This window comes from bacterium (assembly GCA_028820935.1).
In the GTDB taxonomy this organism is placed as follows: domain Bacteria; phylum Actinomycetota; class Acidimicrobiia; order Spongiisociales; family Spongiisociaceae; genus Spongiisocius.
Genome location: JAPPHZ010000029.1, coordinates 256,096 through 271,888, shown reverse-complemented (window position 1 = coordinate 271,888; position 15,793 = coordinate 256,096). Strand labels below are relative to the sequence as shown.

Sequence of the window (15,793 nt, the reverse complement as noted above, 5' to 3'; positions counted from 1 at the left end):
TCAGACCCCCTGCCGGAGCCGCCGGGCGGCCGCATCACCAAGCGCGATGAAGCGCTCCAGCCCCTCTTCGTAGGCTGTGACGGTGTCCGGCTCGAACGTGGTGAACGCAGGCGCCGGCCAGTCTCCTGCTTGCCCCGCGCCCGGCCGGGGCCACCACCCGACGGCGGATCCCGCAGCCAGGGCCGCTCCGTAGGCCGCCATCTCGGGACAACTCGGGACATCGACCGGCACGCCTAGCACCGATGCCTTGATGGAAACCCACAGATTGCTACGCGACGGGGCACCCGAGCTCACCATCCGGTTCATGGTAATGCCGTACCGGGCGAGGTCACGGGCGATGTGAGCCAAGCCGTAGGCGGAGGCTTCCATGACGGCGCGCGCCACCACGCCCTGGTCGGAGGCCGCACCGAGCCCGTGGATCTCGGCCCGCAGTTCCGGTACCCAGCGCGGCGCCCTCTCCCCCTCGAGAAACGGTAGGACCATCACCCCGCCCGAGCCCGGTTCAACCGCGGCGGCCGCCTCGATCAGGTCGGGAACCGTCCGGCCGGTCATCGAGGACCACCAGTCCAGCATGGCGCCGTGGGAGGCCGCCGGGCCACCGACCAGGTAGACACCGGGGACGTGACCGGGGATACCGTGCTCGGAGACCGACGGGTCGTCGCCTCGGGTGGCGGCAACGCCGAGACCCCCTGTCCGGCCACCCGGGTCGAAGCCCTTGCCGGGCCGGTCGATGGCAGCGGCCCAGGCGGTGAGGAAGGCGTCGTTGGCGCCGGGAGCCAGCACGATCCCCCCAGGCAACCCGGATTCCCCCGCCGTGACCCCTGCGGCCGACCCGACCGGGATCGGATCTCCGAACCCCTCCAGCGGTTGCTGGCCCGGCCAAACCGCCTGGGTGCCGGGTGAACCACCGAGTTCGGCCGCCAGGTAATCCCACATCTGGCGGGGCCGGTCGGCGCCTCCGAACAGCCTCGACATCTCCTCCGCCTGCGCCAGATGCTGGCCGGCAAAGTCGGAAGAAGCGCCGGCCGGGTGCTGGTAGGTAAGTGCCCGCCGCGCCGACGCCATCACGGTGGTGGGCCCCTGGCCGCCGATCCCGAGCGCCACAGGCGGACCGGCATCCAGTTGCTCAACCGCTCGAACCAGCCCTTCCAGCCACCGGAAGGGGTCCGCCTCGCCCCGGGGGAGATGCATCGGAGCGAACCATGCCTCGGAGCCGGCCAGGACCCTCCCGGTCCGGTCGAGGGCTACCGCTCTAACCGCGCCGGTCCCGATGTCCACACCGACGACAACCTGGCCTGCCATCAGCCCGGCCCGTTCTCTACAAACACCCGGTAAGTGGGCTGTGAGGTTACGAGGGTGAGGGCGTCGTGCGCCCGGGTCAACGGGAACCGGGCCGTTACCAGGCGGTTGAGGTCATCGGCGATGACGCCCGAGCGGATGACGGCCGCCGCCCGCTTCCAATCCTCGGGCTCCTGGCTGTACACGCCCACGATCGATATCTCGTCGCGGTGAGCCCGCTCAGCGGCCACGCCGACCGTGGCCTCGGGGTCGAAGGTGCTGTACAGGACGACCGAACCGCCAGGCGCCACCATCTCGACCGCGAGCTCCAGACCTCCCATGGCGGTCACGAACACCACGTCCTGGAGACCACCGACCTGGCGGGCTCTCCGGGGCCGCGCCACCCAGTCGGCGCCGGCCTCATCGGCTTCCCGGCGCCTCTCCTCCGATATGTCCACCACTCCGACGGCCGTGGCGCCCTCGATGCGGACCAGAGCCATATGGAGCCGGCCCATGAACCCCCCACCGATGATGGCCACCCGCTCCCCGGCCATGAAACCGGCCCTACGCAAGGAGTGAACCGTGCAGGCGATGGGCTCGCCCATGGCGGCATGGAGCATGGGGGCGCTCCCGACCGGGTAGGTCGACTTGGCGTCGACCGAGATGGTCTCGACCAACCCCCCGAAGCTGAACGTCCCGTCCGACAGGGAGCGACCCTGGCGGTACCGGCACAGAGCGGTCCTGCCCCGCCGGCACGGTCCGCAGGTCAGGCATCGGGTGAGCAGATCGACCGTCACGGCCTCCCCGACCTGCGGGGAACCCTCCAGGGAGTCCACGGCGGAGCCCACCTCCACCACCACCCCGGATATCTCGTGTCCTGGAGAGACGGGATACCAACGCTTGTCGCCGGCGAACAGCCTCCTCTCGAAGGTGCAGACACCGCAGGCGGCGAGCTCGACCAGCACCTGATCGGGACCAGGGGTGGGGCATGGCTCGGTGCGAAGCTCCACCTGGCCGGGTCCTGTGATGACTGCCGCTTTCACCGGGACCTTTCCGGTTGCCGGGCCGGGGCGCTTCATGGGCGCCGGGACGGGATACCGACCGGATGGTAGCCCTGATCGTTCATGTTCCCAGCACACCGCCGCGGATCACGCCATCTCAACCACATCATTTGCGAAGCGGCCACCATCACCCGACGGCTGACTTCACCCCCGGCCGCAGGATGGGGCTGTCAGATGGCTATAACCCCAGGTCAGGAGGACGGAGCACCCATGGCCTTGACCCGTACAAACCCCCATCCATGAATCACCGGGTTAACCGGAGGGGCCGGGTCAAGCCCTGTGCCGGCGCACTTCCCTAAGGCGGACGAGGTCGGTCACCACCACCCCCGACAGCACCAGCGCCCCGCCCAAGAGGATGCCCGGCTGGACCACCTCGTCGAGGAGCAGAACTCCGGCACTGACAGCCACCAGCGGGATCAGGTAGGAGATGACCGATGAGAAGACCACCGGGACATGGCGGATCAGGAAGTAGTAGAGGCTGAGCGGAACGAACATCCCGATAGTGCCGGCGTACAGAATCGCCAGGAGGCCAGTGGTGCTATGGCCGAGCGGCAACCCATCGATCGTCAGGGCCAGCGCCCACTGGGCGGCGCTCCCGACCGCGAGCTGAACCCCCGTAACGCCCAGCACCGAGTATTGCCCGGCGTAGCGCTTCGCGTAGACGCCCGTGAGAGAGATGGACACCACGGCGGCCAGGCCCATCACGCCCGCCGTTGTCGGGTCGCCGCCCCCGATGATCCCGGAGTCCCCGATCAGGATGAGAGCAGCAGTACCCGCCAGGCCGAGCAGCAGTCCGAATGTGGTTCCCACGTTGAGGCGCTCGTCGGCCAGCATGAAATGGGCCATCAGGGCCGTTCCCAGCGGGATCAGGGCGTTCACCAGGGTGACGAATCCGGCAGAGGCGTTTGCCAACGCCACGTATCGAGCCTGCTGGGGCAGCAGCACCGCCAGGAAGGCCAGCACCAGGCCGATGCGAAGCTCGGCCGGACCCACCAGGTTCCTGCGGCCCATGAGGCCGATCATCAGCCAGACCGACACGGCGGCGACCAGTGACCCTCCGGCAGCCATGGTCGACGGACCGATGCCCTCCGCGATGCCGATCCTTCCGGCGATCGGAGCGGTGCCCCACGACAGGCTGATGATCCCGAGGATCACCCAGATCCGTTGGTTGGTGATCCGCAGGCTCACCTCGCCATCCTAGGAAGGTACCGAGAAGCGTCCCGAAGGCCGGACGGGTGGTGCCGAAATCCAGTTGTCCGCGAACATCGAGCCGCTATCCCCGTATTTCTCAGCGAGTTCCTAAGAGGAGCGCGGCCCGTCCGGACCATTCGGGACCATTGTCGAGGCATGGGCACGTGGACGCTATGTGCAGGCTGATACAGTGAAACCGCGACGAATTCGTGTAATACAAGGAGCCCGAATGCCCCATCCGGCCTATGCGAGCGGCGACCGGTCGACACCGTTGTTACAGGAGACCATCGGCCGGAACCTGGAAACGACCGTTGCCCGGTTCCCCGACCGGGACGCCCTCATCTCGGTGCACCAAGGCATCCGCCAGACCTACCGGGCCTTCAACGGCTCGGTGGACCTGCTTGCCATAGGGTTGCTCCGGCTCGGACTCGAGGCCGGTGACCGGGTCGGTATCTGGAGTCCCAACTGCGCGGAATGGGTGTGGCTCCAGTACGCCACCGCCAAGGTCGGGGTGATCCTGGTCAACATCAACCCCGCCTACCGGACCCACGAGCTCCGTTATGCACTGGCGCAGTCCGGTTGCCGGGTGCTGGTGTCCGCTCAGACCTATCTTTCCTCGAACTACCAGGAGATGGTGGCGGAGGTGGAGGACGAGCTGCCCGACCTGGAGCGGGTGATCTTCCTCGGCACGCCCGAGTGGGACGACCTCATGACAGTGTCGGAAGACGGTATGGACACCGTGCTGGCCGAGCGCGCCTCCACGCTCCATCCTGACGACGCCATCAACATCCAGTACACGTCGGGCACCACCGGGTTCCCGAAGGGCGCCACGCTCAGCCACTCCAACATCCTCAACAACGGTTTCTTCGTCGGCGAGGCCTGCGCCTACACCGACGAAGACCGGGTCTGCCTCCCGGTCCCCCTCTACCACTGCTTCGGGATGGTGCTCGGAACCCTGGCATGCACCACGCACGGTTCCGCCATCGTGCTGCCGGGCCCCGGTTTCGATCCTGGCCAGGTCCTCACCACGATCCAGCAGGAGGGCTGCACCAGTCTCTACGGGGTGCCGACGATGTTCATCGCCGAACTCGCCCAACCCGACCTGGAGAGCTTCGACCTGTCCTCGCTCCGCACCGGGATCATGGCCGGCTCACCCTGCCCGGTGGAGGTGATGAAGCAGGTGATCTCCGACATGTACATGAGCGACGTGACCATCGCCTACGGCATGACCGAGACCTCTCCGGTGTCCACCCAGACGATGACCACCGACACGATCGATCGACGGGTGTCCACGGTGGGCCGGGTGCATCCGCATGTCGAGATCAAGATCATCGACCCCGAGAGCGGCGAGACCGTGGAGCGGGGACAGGACGGTGAGTTATGCACCCGCGGCTACTCGATCATGCTCGGGTACTGGAACGACCCGCAGCGGACGGAGGAATCCATCGACGCAGACGGGTGGATGCACTCCGGTGACCTCGCCACGATGGACCCGGACGGATACGTGAACATCGTGGGACGGATCAAGGACATGATCATCCGGGGCGGCGAGAACATCTACCCGAGAGAGATCGAGGAGTACCTCTACGGCCATCCGGCCATCGAGGACGTGCAGGTGATCGGCGTACCGGACGTCAAGTATGGCGAGCAGGTCATGGCATGGGTGAAGCTGCGGGAGGGCGCCGAGGCGACCGGCGAGGACATCAAGGGCTTCTGCCGGGGCCGGATCGCCCACTTCAAGGTCCCCAGATACGTGAAGTTCGTCGACGGCTTCCCGATGACCGCCACCGGCAAGATCCGCAAGGTCGAGATGCGCGAGGTGTCCATCGGCGAACTCGGACTGGAAGGCGCGGCCCGGATCGAATCCGCCTGAGCCCCGGATCATCCGTGCTGCCACGTCTAGTGGTCTGTCTGTGGAATGGCGGTGTGGTATGGCGTCGGCAGCGGTGTTGCTCGCAAGGCCCGCTGACGAAGGCATACCCGCAGGGTACGTCGAGGAAGCGGAACGCAGCGACGGGACACCGATGACCGCCAGAACACCCGGTTGTCTCGCAGACAGACCACTATCGCGTCTGTCTGTGGAATGGCGGTGTGGTATGGCGTCGGCAGCGGTGTTGCTCGCAAGGCCCGCTGACGAAGGCATACCCGCAGGGTACGTCGAGGAAGCGGAACGCAGCGACGGGACACCGATGACCGCCAGAACACCCGGTTGTCTCGCAGACAGACCACTAGCCCCAATTCTTCATGGATCGGGGGTTTGTAGGGGTGTGGAGTGGCAGCCATCGAGTCGTGAAGTGACATGCCTGATGTCCACCGGTGTGGCGGGAAACATGAAGGATTAGGGCTACGGACACGGGCGGGTAGCCTCCGGGGTACGGCCCGGCCTCGTCGCCGGTCGCCGCTCCAGGGTTATCCGCCTCGGCGACCCCTGCTAAACCAGGCACACGGAACAGGATCGTTCGACCGGTGAACCCGACCACCAAGGGGATGTTGTGGGCTGTGTCCGCGGTCCTGACCGGCTCGTGGCTGCCGCTGTTCTACCTCTACACCCACGTCAGCAACGACCCGTTCGTGTGGCGCTCGTGGCTACTGGTCTTCCAGGTCCTCATGCTGCTCCCGGTGTTCTTCCTGGTCCCGGCCGAGAACAAGCGCTGGCTGGAGAACACCCGGCGGCTGCTGTCCTACTGGGGAGAAGGCGGGGAGCCCGTCCGGGTACGGAACGCACTGGACATACTTCGAACGCCGCTCCTGTGGATGGCAATCTGCTTCGCCCTCGACCTGGCCTCCTGGGTATGGGCGGCGACTCTGATCGATCCGCTGGTGGTGACCATCATCTTCCAGCTGATGCTGATCGGGATGGTCTGGATGGCAGCCCGGCTGGGTAGGAAGATCTCCGGCGGGCAGCGAGCATCCCCGCACGTCATCGGCGGCAAGCACTGGGCGCTCATGTTCCTCTCCTTCCTGGGCGCCGCCCTGGTCATCTGGTCGGAGACGGCCACGGTCAGCACCCTGAACTGGCTGGGCATAGGCGTGGCGTTCTTGGGCACCGCCACTGCCGTGGGAAGTCTCTGGGGCACGGTCTCGATCGGACGGATGATGGGGTGGCCAACCCGCAATCCCCACGACCTGGTCTGGAACGCCACATTCGCCGCGGTGGCCGGACGTGTTCTCGCCCTACCCCTGACCCTGGCGGGGGGCTTCCTGTTCTTCCCCCCGTCCGGCGACAACTTCGAAGTCACGTGGACCATGGTGGGCCTGCTGACCGCGACCGGAGTGTTCAACGCGGCCGGCGCCCTCAGCCACCGGTACTCGCTCTACGTGACCTCGAGCCTGGGCGTCCAGAGGATCATGTTCTTCTCGCCGGTCCTCCAGATGCTCTGGCTGTGGCTGTTCGCCGACGTCTCCATAGCCAACCCCCAGGCTCTGCTTGTCGGGACCGGGATCGTGCTCCTGTCCAACCTCGGCTGGCAGCGCGAGCGGTTGTGAGATCCGGACCGGATCAGCCCGGCGGGATCCGGCCGGTTCAGCCGGAAGCGGACTCCGTCTCGGCTTCTGCTTCGGGCTCAGACTCGCCGTGCGTTCCGGTTGCGGCCTCTACCGGATCGGGCTCGGCCCCGCTCTCGCGGCGGCGGAAGAGAGAGCTCAGCATCGAGACCCCCACCAGCACCATCGCCGGGGGAAGGAGCCACCGGACAGTGGCGAATTGGCTGAACTCATCGCTGAGTTCGGCGGGGACCACCAACCCGACCGCGAGCAGGATCAGCACCACCCCGAACCCGAGCGAGAACACGTTGAAAGGGTGGCGCTTCATCGGCTGTCCCCCACGGTGACCGTTGTCGACGGCTTGATCGCGCCGGGCAACGTCCGGACCTGGATCTCACCTATCCCCACGCTGGCATCAAGGATGATCATTCCGTGGGCGCCTTCCCAGACATAGTCGGACGTTATTCCGATCCCTTGCCTGGAGGTGCTTCCGAGATGGTCCCAGGTGCGTATCGACCCGATCCCCACCCGTCCGGATACGTCGGCCGCGACATCCTGGGGCAGGTAGATGGTCAGTTCACCGATGCCGACCTCGGCCTTGACTTGGACCACCCTGCCCGTGAAGTCGACCTGCCTCATGTCGACCAGCAGGCTCCCGACACCGAGACGGTAGGCATCGGGGATCTCGTCCACTCCGGCCGGACGGTGGTATCCGTCTCCGGCGGACGTGCTGAACTCAGCCGTGTCCGATGAGAGCGACACCAGCACCACCGGTCCGTTATCGATCGTCCTGAACTCGACCGCGTCCGACACGAGCGACACCAGCACCACCGGCACGAGCACGATACCCAGAGCAACTAGACCGCCGATCCGGCCGAACCAGGCGCCTACCACCAGCCCGAGACCCACCACCGCTACCAGCAACGCCATGTAGTGACGGAAGGCCGGATTGAACCCGGGTACCACGCCGTCGAGGAACCCGAGTAATCCCAGCGAGATCAAGGCGGCTCCGACCGTCACGCGACCGAGGTAGGACTGGTCCCGCGGCGGCGCCGGCTCGGGGCCGGCGGGCAAGGAGGAGGAGGGGGGGCCGGCCTCAGGCTCTTCGACCTGGTCGGCAGGCGCCGCCTGCGGGACATTTCCGGCGTCCGGGCTCTGCTGTTCCGGCGAACTCAGGTCGCCGCGATACAGCAACACTCCGATCCCCAGGAGGAAGAGGGCAAATACAAGCTCACCCCTCACCCACCTGGTCTCGGCGAGCAGCACGATCGCCGCGAGAGCGATAAGGATGACGCCCACCCATCGGCGCGCCGAGGGTCTGCCGGACCAGCCCCGGGCTATCGACTCGGTCTCGCCCTCATCCGGAATCAGGATCCAGCCTGCCGCGTAGAGGAAGATGCCGACGCCACCGACGGTCACGAGGACGATGAAGGCCACCCGGACGATCCAAGCCTCGATGCCTAGGCGGTGGGCGATTCCTAGCGCCACCCCTGCAATCCAGCGGCCCTCGCCGGGTCTGTGGAGTGATGCGTGGCTGCTATTCGTCATACCCATATCATCCATCATTCCGGACCCCGAGTCCGTGGGGTATCACCCTGAAACATCCCCCAAACCGGCCCCAGGTCATGGGTATATCACCGGTTCCGAGCCCGAACGGCAACCGGACGATGCCAACATAAGCCTCATGCGAAGCCATACCGCACGAGAGCGCACGGCAATGCCGGCACGGCGGGAACGGAACCGCCTGGTGGCCGGCGTGGCCGGGGGGATCGCCGACCAACTAGGCATCCCCGATCTCTATGTCCGCGCCGCCTTCCTGGTTCTCGCGCTCGTATGGGGACTGGGAATATTCCTCTACCTGGTGCTGTGGGCACTGACCCTGGACAAGACCGCCCGCCAGGAACCTGCTCCGGAGGCGGACGGGGAGCGGCGAGCGGCTTACGCCCTGATGTTCATCGGCGCGCTGCTGCTGCTCCGCAGCCTGGGGATCTGGAGCGGAGACGGTTGGGTCTGGCCGGGCCTGGCCCTGAGCTTCGGCATCGCCTTCCTGATGGACAGGGGTGACATCGATCCCCGCACTGCCATCCTGGGACTGTTCGATCCGCAGAGCGGGCGGTTCCGGGCGCGCACGGCGATCGGGATCGTGCTGGCGGTCATCGGTGTGTCGATCCTCGCCAACGTGGCCGCTCCGGCCGTCGGAACCGTACTGCTGGCGGTGCTGATCACCGGGGTTGGCATGGTGGTGCTGTTCGGACCGTGGGTATGGAAACTCGTGGCCGATCTGGGGGCGGAGCGCCGCCAGCGCATCCGCCAGGAGGAACGGGCCGACATGGCCGCCCACCTCCATGACTCCGTTCTCCAGACCCTGGCCCTTATCCAGCGGACCGACGACTCGCGAAGGATGGTGACGCTGGCCCGGGTCCAGGAGAGGGAGCTACGACGCTGGCTCTACGACACGAACCCGGCCGACGGACCGGAGCTGCTCTCGGCCGCGCTGCAGGAGGAAGCCGATCGTGTCGAGCACACGTTCGACGTTCGGGTCCAACTGGTCACGGTGGGGGACCGCCCCGTGGATGATGACGTCAGGGCGATCATCGCGGCGACGGGCGAGTCGCTGAACAACGCCGCCCGGCACTCGGGCACCGACCGGATCTCCGTCTACTCCGAGGTGGGAAGGGACGCAACGGATGTCTGGATCTCCGACCACGGCGTCGGTTTCGACCCCACCGCGGTGGCCGGCGACCGGCACGGAATCGCCGCCTCCATACTCGGCCGGATGGAGAGCAAGGGCGGCACTGCCACCATCACGTCGGTGCCGGGTGAAGGCACCGAGGTCCATCTGTATCTGGGAGGAGAGCCACGATGATCCGCGTCTTTCTGGTGGATGACCACCGGCTGTTCCTCTCCGGGGTCAGAACGGAACTGTCCGATCCGCGCGACATAGAACTCATCGGCTCCGCCGGCGATGTGGACGACGCCATCGACGCCCTGCGGCTCGATCCCCCCGACGTGGCGCTGGTGGACGTCCACATGCCTGGAGGTGGAGGCCTCGCGATCCTGGAGAACGTGCTCCAGACCCACCCACAGGTCAAGTTCCTCGCCCTGTCCGTGTCGGACGCGGCCGAGGACGTCATCGCCATGATCAGGGCCGGGGCCCGTGGATACGTCACGAAGTCGATCCGCCCCGAGGCCCTGGTCGACGCGATCAGGCGGGTCCATGCGGGCGATGCGGTCTTCTCCCCCATGCTGGCCGGATTCGTGCTCGACACCTTCGCCGCCACCATCCCGGCCCCCGAGGACCCCGAGCTGGATCAGCTGACCACCCGCGAGCAGGAGGTACTGCGCCTGATCGCCCGCGGCTTCTCGTACAAGCAGGTGGCGCACCGGCTGTACATAAGCCACAAGACGGTCGAGTCGCATGTCTCGGCGGTGCTCAGGAAACTCCAGCTGAGCAACCGCTACGAGCTCGCCAACTGGGCGAGCCGGAGGCGGATCGTCTGAGCCCGGGACGGCCAAGTCACATGCGGACGGTCCGTCCTGGCGGGCGCCGGATCCCCGGCCCATCGCGTTAACGTTGCGATCTCAAATCCTGGATGTGACCACATGCCTGAGCTACGCCGATGACCGGCATACCTTCGGATGCACCCGCCGAGGTTCTGGCCTTCAACCAGTGGGTGGCCGACCAGACGCGCCACGCGCCACCGGTGTGGGAGGTGGGCGCCGCGGCGGGCCGCCAGGCCAGGGAGGAGGGCAGATCGCTGATCGGTCCTCCCCGCCTCTCGCCGCGGGCCTCGGTGCGCACGATCGACGGGCCCGGCGGACCCATCCGGCTGCGGGTCATCCACCCGGAGGGTAGGGCGGCCCGGGGCATCTTCTTGCACATCCACGGGGGAGGATGGGTATGGAGCGGACCCCATCATCACGACCCTCAGATGACGGCCCTCGCCGACGCCACCGGCCTCGTCTCGGTGTCCACCTCCTACCGCCTGGCCCCCGAGCATCCCTACCCGGCCGGCCCCGACGACTGCGAGGCCGCGGCCCTCTGGCTGCACCGGAACGCCGCTGACGCCCTCGGGCACGAGCTGGTCGCGATCGGAGGGGAGTCGGCGGGCGGGCACCTGACTGCCGTCACCTGCCTGCGGCTGCGGGACCGCCACGGCCTGACCCCCTTCCGGGCGGCGCTGCTCACCTACGGGGCCTTCGACCTGCGCGGGACGCCGTCGATGAGAGCCTTCGGCGATCGGCCGATGATTCTGAACACGTCCTCCATCGACTGGTTCGTGGAGTTGTTCGCCGGTGACGAGGACCTCGAGAACCCGGACATCTCCCCCATCTGGGCCGACCTCCGGGAACTGCCGGCGGCGCTGTTCACCGTGGGAACCCTGGACCCGCTGCTGGACGACTCGCTGTTCATGGCCGCCCGCTGGAAGGCCGCCGGCAATTCCGCCCGGCTAGACATCTGGCCCGGCGCCCTGCACGCCTTCGACCTGTACGACAACGCCTACGGCAGAGCCGCCCGGGATAGGATGCACGAGTTCCTCAACGCCGTTCTCGATGGGACTCCATAACCACCTCGCCGGGTCGCTACACGGCCACACTCCCAACCTAGGAGGGTGCTGACACACTGGACCTCGCTCTCAACCTAAGGCTCCTGGCGCGCTGGACCTCGCTCTCAACCTCAGGCTCCTGGCGCGCTGGGCCTCGCTCTCAACCTAAGGTTGCGGGTGCTGGGGGCGTCGAGCGACCGAGAGGAGGATGACGTGGACGTATTAGAGGCGATGCGGACGCAACGGAGCGTCAAGCGCTTCAAGCCGGACCCGGTGTCCGACGATGACATCCGCACCATCCTGACCGCGGCCACCTGGGCGCCCAATGGCCACAACGCTCAGCCGTGGGAGTTCATCGTGGTCAAGGACCCGGAACTCAAGAAGCGACTCGCCGACCTCTACCGGGAGGGCCTGCAGTTCCTGCTGGACCACCCTCTCCGCCAGGGTCGTACGGAGGTCGACGAGCGCACCTTCGAGAAGACCATGATCAGGAAGTCGGTCTACCTGCGCGACCACCTCGAGGAGAGCCCGGTGCTCATGGTCGTGGCCATGAACCTCGACAAGCACAACCTGCCCCGATACGGCGTCCTCAAGGCCATCCGCACCGAGGCGGTCTACACATCCATCATGCCCTGCGTCCAGAACCTGATGCTGGCGGCCCGTGACCTCGGCCTCGGTACCTGCCTCACCACGGCCCTCAACATCCTCGAGGAGGACGCCAAGATCGCGCTGGGGATGCCGGAGGAGACCCAGATCATCGCCCTGATCCCGCTCGGGTATCCCGCCGACGACTTCAAGCCCGTCACCAGGATCCCGGCCGCGGAGTTCACGCACTGGGATGGCTGGCAAGGACGGGACGACTAGCCACCAGCTACGTGGCCATAACCCCGGTTAGGCCTCGCGGCGGCTGGCTAGCCACGCACCGAACAGCACCACCCCCGTACCGGCCCATTGGACCGGGAGCACCACCTCCGAACGGAACGCCACTCCCAGCACTATGGCGACGATCGGCAGGAAGTAGATCGCCACTCCCCCACGGGTCGGACCCACCCGTCCCACGAAGGAGGCCATGATCACGTACGCCACACCGGTGTTCAGCACCCCCAGCACGATCACCGCGAGCCCCGGCCCGATCCTCCATTGCGAGCCGGCCAGGCCGGCCAGGCCGAAAGGCGCGGTGGCGACCGCCGCCACCCCGATCGCCCTCATCATCACGGCGGGAGCCCCGTAACGCTGCTGGAGCGGGACCGCCAGGTTGAGGGATATGCCGTACAGGAAGGTGGCGAGGACCACCAGGAAGACCCCCCACGCGCCTACGGTCGAGTCACGGATAGCGGGGATGCTGATGATGATCGCGCCGGCGAAGCCGAGGATGATGCCGACCGCAATGCGGCGCCGGGGCAGGGAACGCATCAGCACGATCGCGGTGCAGGTGCTGAAGATGGGCACCAGGGCGTTCAGCATTCCCGCCAGGGCGGAGTCGATGTGCTGCTGGGCGACCGGGAACAGGAGAAAGGGCACGGCGACCCAGGTGAACCCCAGCAACGCCACGCGGGGATGGTCCCTCCGTTCCACCCTCCTCCGGGCCGCAGGAAGTGCCACCAGCACCAGGAAACCCAGCGTCATCCTCACCCAGCCGATGGTCGGCGGCGCCAGCGACTCCAGGCCGATCTCGATGAGCAGGTAGGAGGAACCCCATATGAGGGCCACCCCGGTGAGCAAGGCCCATTCGACCAGGCCGAACGGCCCGAGTTGCGATCCGTGGGTGGTGAGCAGCACGGGTCTGCGACCGGAACTTCGGGAGGCTCGGGATGGCATGGGAGCAACGAGGGTACCGGGGCGGGCCTAGGCCGGAGGCCCGGCCGGCTACGGCGCAGCGATCCCGGTCAGGACTCGCGGCGGCTGGTCAACCAGGCGCCCGACAGCACCACTGCGGTTCCGATCCACTGGATCGGGAGCACGATCTCGGAGCGAAAAACCGTGCCGAGCAGGATGGCGACGATCGGAATGAAGTAGATCGCCACTCCCCCACGAGTCGGACCCACCCGTCCCGCGAAAAGCAACATGAGCAGGAAACCCACCCCGGTGTTCACGACTCCCAGCACCGTGACCGCCACCACCGGCCCCGTCTCCCAGGCGGAGTCCCCCAAGCCGGCAATGGCGAAGGGAGCGACCACGACCGACGATATACCCATGGCGCGCGACATCAGCGCTGCGGCCCCGTACCGCTGCTGCAGGGGCACCGCCTGGGAGAGTCCCAGTCCGTAGAAGGCCGCAGCCACCACGGCCACCCAGACTCCCCAGGCGGCCGCCGGCGATTCGGACGCGGCGGGAAGCCCGAGGCTGATCGCCCCCACCAGCCCGAGTAGGAGTCCCGACACCTGGCGGATGCCGGGTAGCGACCGCAAGAACACCATGGCGATGGACGCGGCGAAGATCGGGATGAGGGAATTGATCATTCCCGCCAGGGCGGAGTCGATGTGTTGCTGCGAGATGGGACTGAGCAGGAACGGGAAGCTGGTCCACACCAGCGCGAGAGCCGCGATCCTCGGCCAATCCGTCCGGTCTACGGGGCGGCGGGCGGCAGGGAGGCCGGTCATCACCAGGAAGCCAAGGGTCAACCTCACCCAGGTGACCACAGCCGGCGCCAGGGAGTCGAGCCCGATCTCGATGAGCAGGTATGACGATCCCCAGATGAGGGCCACACCGGCGAGCAGTGCCCACTCGACCGGTCCGAAGGCGCCGGGCTGCGATCCCCGCGCCGTGGAGAAGATGGGAGGCCGGCCCGATCGGCCGGCAGAGGAGGGCATCGAAGAGCGAGGGTAGCCTTGCTTTCCGGCACCGCCGGCGGCGGCCGCGTGCAGTTAGGAGGCAACGCCCGATGACCGATTACCGGGACGGCTCGGCCGGGCTCGCTTCCGAGGATTGGGTCTCGGTCTGGCAGGGCTGTGCCCTCATCCTCCTGGTCCTGGTGGGTGTCAGACCTGCCATCCCGGACTTCTCCTGGGCCGCCGGACGCATCGCGGATGCGTTCTCGTGGGGCGACGTGGCCGCCGCCGTGCTGACCGGACTCCTGCTCATGGCGGTATCGGCCGCGGGGATCCGCGTGATGGGAAGGAGCACGCGGGAGTATCTGATCGGCTTCCCGGCCGTGTTCGTCCTCGCCTGGGCAGCCCGGATGGTGGCCGGAAACGGCGCGCTGAAGCAATGGGGCATCAGCTACGTGATCGTGGCCCTGGCCGCCGGTCTGGTCATCTCCAACCTGGGGGCCGTTCCGCCCTGGATGCGGGAGGCAATCCGCACCGAGTACTACATCAAGACGGGACTGGTGATCCTCGGGACCGGCATCGTCTTCGGCGAGATACTCCAGGCCGGCCTGCTCGGCGTGGCCCAAGCCCTGCTCGTGGTCGTGGTGGTGTGGTACCTCTGCTACCGCATATCGAGGCGGCTGCGGGTGGACGACGAGTTCGCGACCATGCTCGCATCGGCGGTTTCCATCTGCGGGGTGTCCGCCGCCATCGCCACGTGCGGCGCCATAGCCGGAGACCGGAAAAAGCTCTCCTACGTCACCTCGCTGGTGCTCATCGTGGCGGTGCCGATGACGGTTCTCATGCCTTGGGTGGTGGAGCTCCTCGGTATCCCCGCCATCGTGGGAGGCGCCTGGCTGGGCGGGACCATCGACACGTCGGGAGCGGTCGTCGCGGCCGGGGAGATACTGGGGGATTCGGCTCTGAACGCGGCGGTGATCGTCAAGTTCTCCCAGAACGCTCTGCTCGGCGTGGCCGCCTTCGCCATCTCGCTCTGGTGGGCGCTCCGGGGCCGTGAGGAGAGCGATACGAGACCGACGGCCCGGGTGATCTGGGACCGGTTCCCCAAGTTCGTCCTGGGATTCATCGCCGCGTCGCTGCTGTTCTCGTTCGTCCTCGGCGGTGGTCTGGTCGACTCGACCGGTGCTCTTATGAAGGAGTTGCGCACCTGGTGGTTCGCTCTCGCGTTCACCTGCATCGGCATCGAGACCCGCTTCCGCGACCTGGTGTCGATGGAGCAGGGCCGCCCTGCCGCCGCCTTCCTGCTTGGGCAGGGCGCCAACATCGTCTGGACGTTGCTGGTGGCCACCATCCTGTTCGGGGGAGCGATCTTCGCCGTTCCCGACCTCTGAACGGAGTGCCGGGAGGGGAATCCGATCTCTCGACCGCCAAGGTAGGCCTCCGGGCGCCGATTGCATCCGCGCCG

General features: G+C 67.2%; 14 protein-coding genes. 7 read left to right on the top strand and 7 right to left on the bottom strand.

Translation table 11 applies throughout. The features are described 5' to 3' along the window. The 3 genes from OXM57_07335 to OXM57_07325 form a co-directional block, all read right to left on the bottom strand. Positions 1 to 1,302: an FGGY-family carbohydrate kinase gene (locus OXM57_07335; protein MDE0352490.1), complete on the bottom strand. Its 1,302-nt coding sequence runs from the start codon at positions 1,300 to 1,302 to the stop codon at positions 1 to 3. After that, a complete protein-coding gene (locus tag OXM57_07330; protein MDE0352489.1) occupies positions 1,302 to 2,321 on the bottom strand; it encodes an alcohol dehydrogenase catalytic domain-containing protein in 1,020 nt (339 codons plus the stop codon). Before OXM57_07330 ends, OXM57_07335 begins: the two co-directional genes overlap by 1 nt. 288 nt (positions 2,322 to 2,609) lie before the next feature. Beyond that, a complete protein-coding gene (locus tag OXM57_07325; GenBank protein ID MDE0352488.1) occupies positions 2,610 to 3,527 on the bottom strand; it encodes a DMT family transporter in 918 nt (305 codons plus the stop codon). 232 nt (positions 3,528 to 3,759) lie between these two features. Here OXM57_07325 and OXM57_07320 point away from each other — a divergent pair, with 232 nt between their 5' ends. Both OXM57_07320 and OXM57_07315 read left to right on the top strand, forming a co-directional pair. Beyond that, positions 3,760 to 5,403 (top strand): AMP-binding protein, encoded by a 1,644-nt coding sequence (locus OXM57_07320; protein MDE0352487.1) that lies wholly within the window; start codon positions 3,760 to 3,762, stop codon positions 5,401 to 5,403. Positions 5,404 to 5,996: 593 nt separating this feature from the next. Then, positions 5,997 to 7,016, top strand: coding sequence for a hypothetical protein (locus OXM57_07315; GenBank protein MDE0352486.1), 1,020 nt, complete (start codon positions 5,997 to 5,999; stop codon positions 7,014 to 7,016). Positions 7,017 to 7,053: 37 nt separating this feature from the next. Here the strand turns inward: OXM57_07315 and OXM57_07310 are convergent, their stop codons facing one another. Both OXM57_07310 and OXM57_07305 read right to left on the bottom strand, forming a co-directional pair. After that, on the bottom strand, positions 7,054 to 7,341 hold the full coding sequence (locus tag OXM57_07310) for a hypothetical protein (GenBank protein MDE0352485.1): 288 nt from the start codon (positions 7,339 to 7,341) through the stop codon (positions 7,054 to 7,056). Continuing rightward, positions 7,338 to 8,561 (bottom strand): PspC domain-containing protein, encoded by a 1,224-nt coding sequence (locus tag OXM57_07305; protein MDE0352484.1) that lies wholly within the window; start codon positions 8,559 to 8,561, stop codon positions 7,338 to 7,340. The genes OXM57_07310 and OXM57_07305 overlap by 4 nt, the downstream gene beginning before the upstream one ends. 169 nt (positions 8,562 to 8,730) lie before the next feature. On the opposite strand from OXM57_07305, the gene OXM57_07300 reads away from it, so the two are divergent. The 4 genes from OXM57_07300 to OXM57_07285 all read left to right on the top strand — a co-directional run bounded on the left by OXM57_07300 (position 8,731) and on the right by OXM57_07285 (position 12,424). Then, entirely contained in the window at positions 8,731 to 9,879 is a 1,149-nt protein-coding gene (locus OXM57_07300; GenBank protein ID MDE0352483.1) for a PspC domain-containing protein, read from the top strand. Next, the gene (locus OXM57_07295) at positions 9,876 to 10,514 is read left to right on the top strand and encodes a response regulator transcription factor (GenBank protein MDE0352482.1); all 639 of its coding nucleotides are present in this window, start codon (positions 9,876 to 9,878) and stop codon (positions 10,512 to 10,514) included. The genes OXM57_07300 and OXM57_07295 overlap by 4 nt, the downstream gene beginning before the upstream one ends. A gap of 119 nt (positions 10,515 to 10,633) precedes the next feature. Beyond that, on the top strand, positions 10,634 to 11,581 hold the full coding sequence (locus OXM57_07290) for an alpha/beta hydrolase (protein ID MDE0352481.1): 948 nt from the start codon (positions 10,634 to 10,636) through the stop codon (positions 11,579 to 11,581). Positions 11,582 to 11,773: 192 nt separating this feature from the next. Continuing rightward, complete coding sequence (locus tag OXM57_07285; protein ID MDE0352480.1) at positions 11,774 to 12,424, top strand: nitroreductase family protein; 651 nt, start codon at positions 11,774 to 11,776, stop codon at positions 12,422 to 12,424. 27 nt (positions 12,425 to 12,451) lie between these two features. Here the strand turns inward: OXM57_07285 and OXM57_07280 are convergent, their stop codons facing one another. After that, complete coding sequence (locus OXM57_07280) at positions 12,452 to 13,339, bottom strand: DMT family transporter (protein ID MDE0352479.1); 888 nt, start codon at positions 13,337 to 13,339, stop codon at positions 12,452 to 12,454. A gap of 107 nt (positions 13,340 to 13,446) precedes the next feature. After that, positions 13,447 to 14,370, bottom strand: coding sequence for a DMT family transporter (locus tag OXM57_07275; GenBank protein ID MDE0352478.1), 924 nt, complete (start codon positions 14,368 to 14,370; stop codon positions 13,447 to 13,449). A 71-nt stretch (positions 14,371 to 14,441) separates the two neighbouring features. On the opposite strand from OXM57_07275, the gene OXM57_07270 reads away from it, so the two are divergent. Beyond that, positions 14,442 to 15,719, top strand: coding sequence for a putative sulfate exporter family transporter (locus OXM57_07270; protein MDE0352477.1), 1,278 nt, complete (start codon positions 14,442 to 14,444; stop codon positions 15,717 to 15,719). Positions 15,720 to 15,793: the final 74 nt, after the last annotated feature.

Excerpts from the sequence above, each read along its gene's own strand:
- OXM57_07335 (MDE0352490.1), bottom strand. The coding sequence starts at position 1,302 with ATGGCAGGCCAGGTTGTCGTCGGTGTGGACATCGGGACCGGCGCGGTT.
- OXM57_07320 (MDE0352487.1), top strand. The coding sequence starts at position 3,760 with ATGCCCCATCCGGCCTATGCGAGCGGCGACCGGTCGACACCGTTGTTA.
- OXM57_07310 (MDE0352485.1), bottom strand. The coding sequence starts at position 7,341 with ATGAAGCGCCACCCTTTCAACGTGTTCTCGCTCGGGTTCGGGGTGGTG.
- OXM57_07305 (MDE0352484.1), bottom strand. The coding sequence starts at position 8,561 with ATGACGAATAGCAGCCACGCATCACTCCACAGACCCGGCGAGGGCCGC.
- OXM57_07300 (MDE0352483.1), top strand. The coding sequence starts at position 8,731 with ATGCCGGCACGGCGGGAACGGAACCGCCTGGTGGCCGGCGTGGCCGGG.
- OXM57_07295 (MDE0352482.1), top strand. The coding sequence starts at position 9,876 with ATGATCCGCGTCTTTCTGGTGGATGACCACCGGCTGTTCCTCTCCGGG.
- OXM57_07290 (MDE0352481.1), top strand. The coding sequence starts at position 10,634 with ATGACCGGCATACCTTCGGATGCACCCGCCGAGGTTCTGGCCTTCAAC.
- OXM57_07275 (MDE0352478.1), bottom strand. The coding sequence starts at position 14,370 with ATGCCCTCCTCTGCCGGCCGATCGGGCCGGCCTCCCATCTTCTCCACG.
- OXM57_07270 (MDE0352477.1), top strand. The coding sequence starts at position 14,442 with ATGACCGATTACCGGGACGGCTCGGCCGGGCTCGCTTCCGAGGATTGG.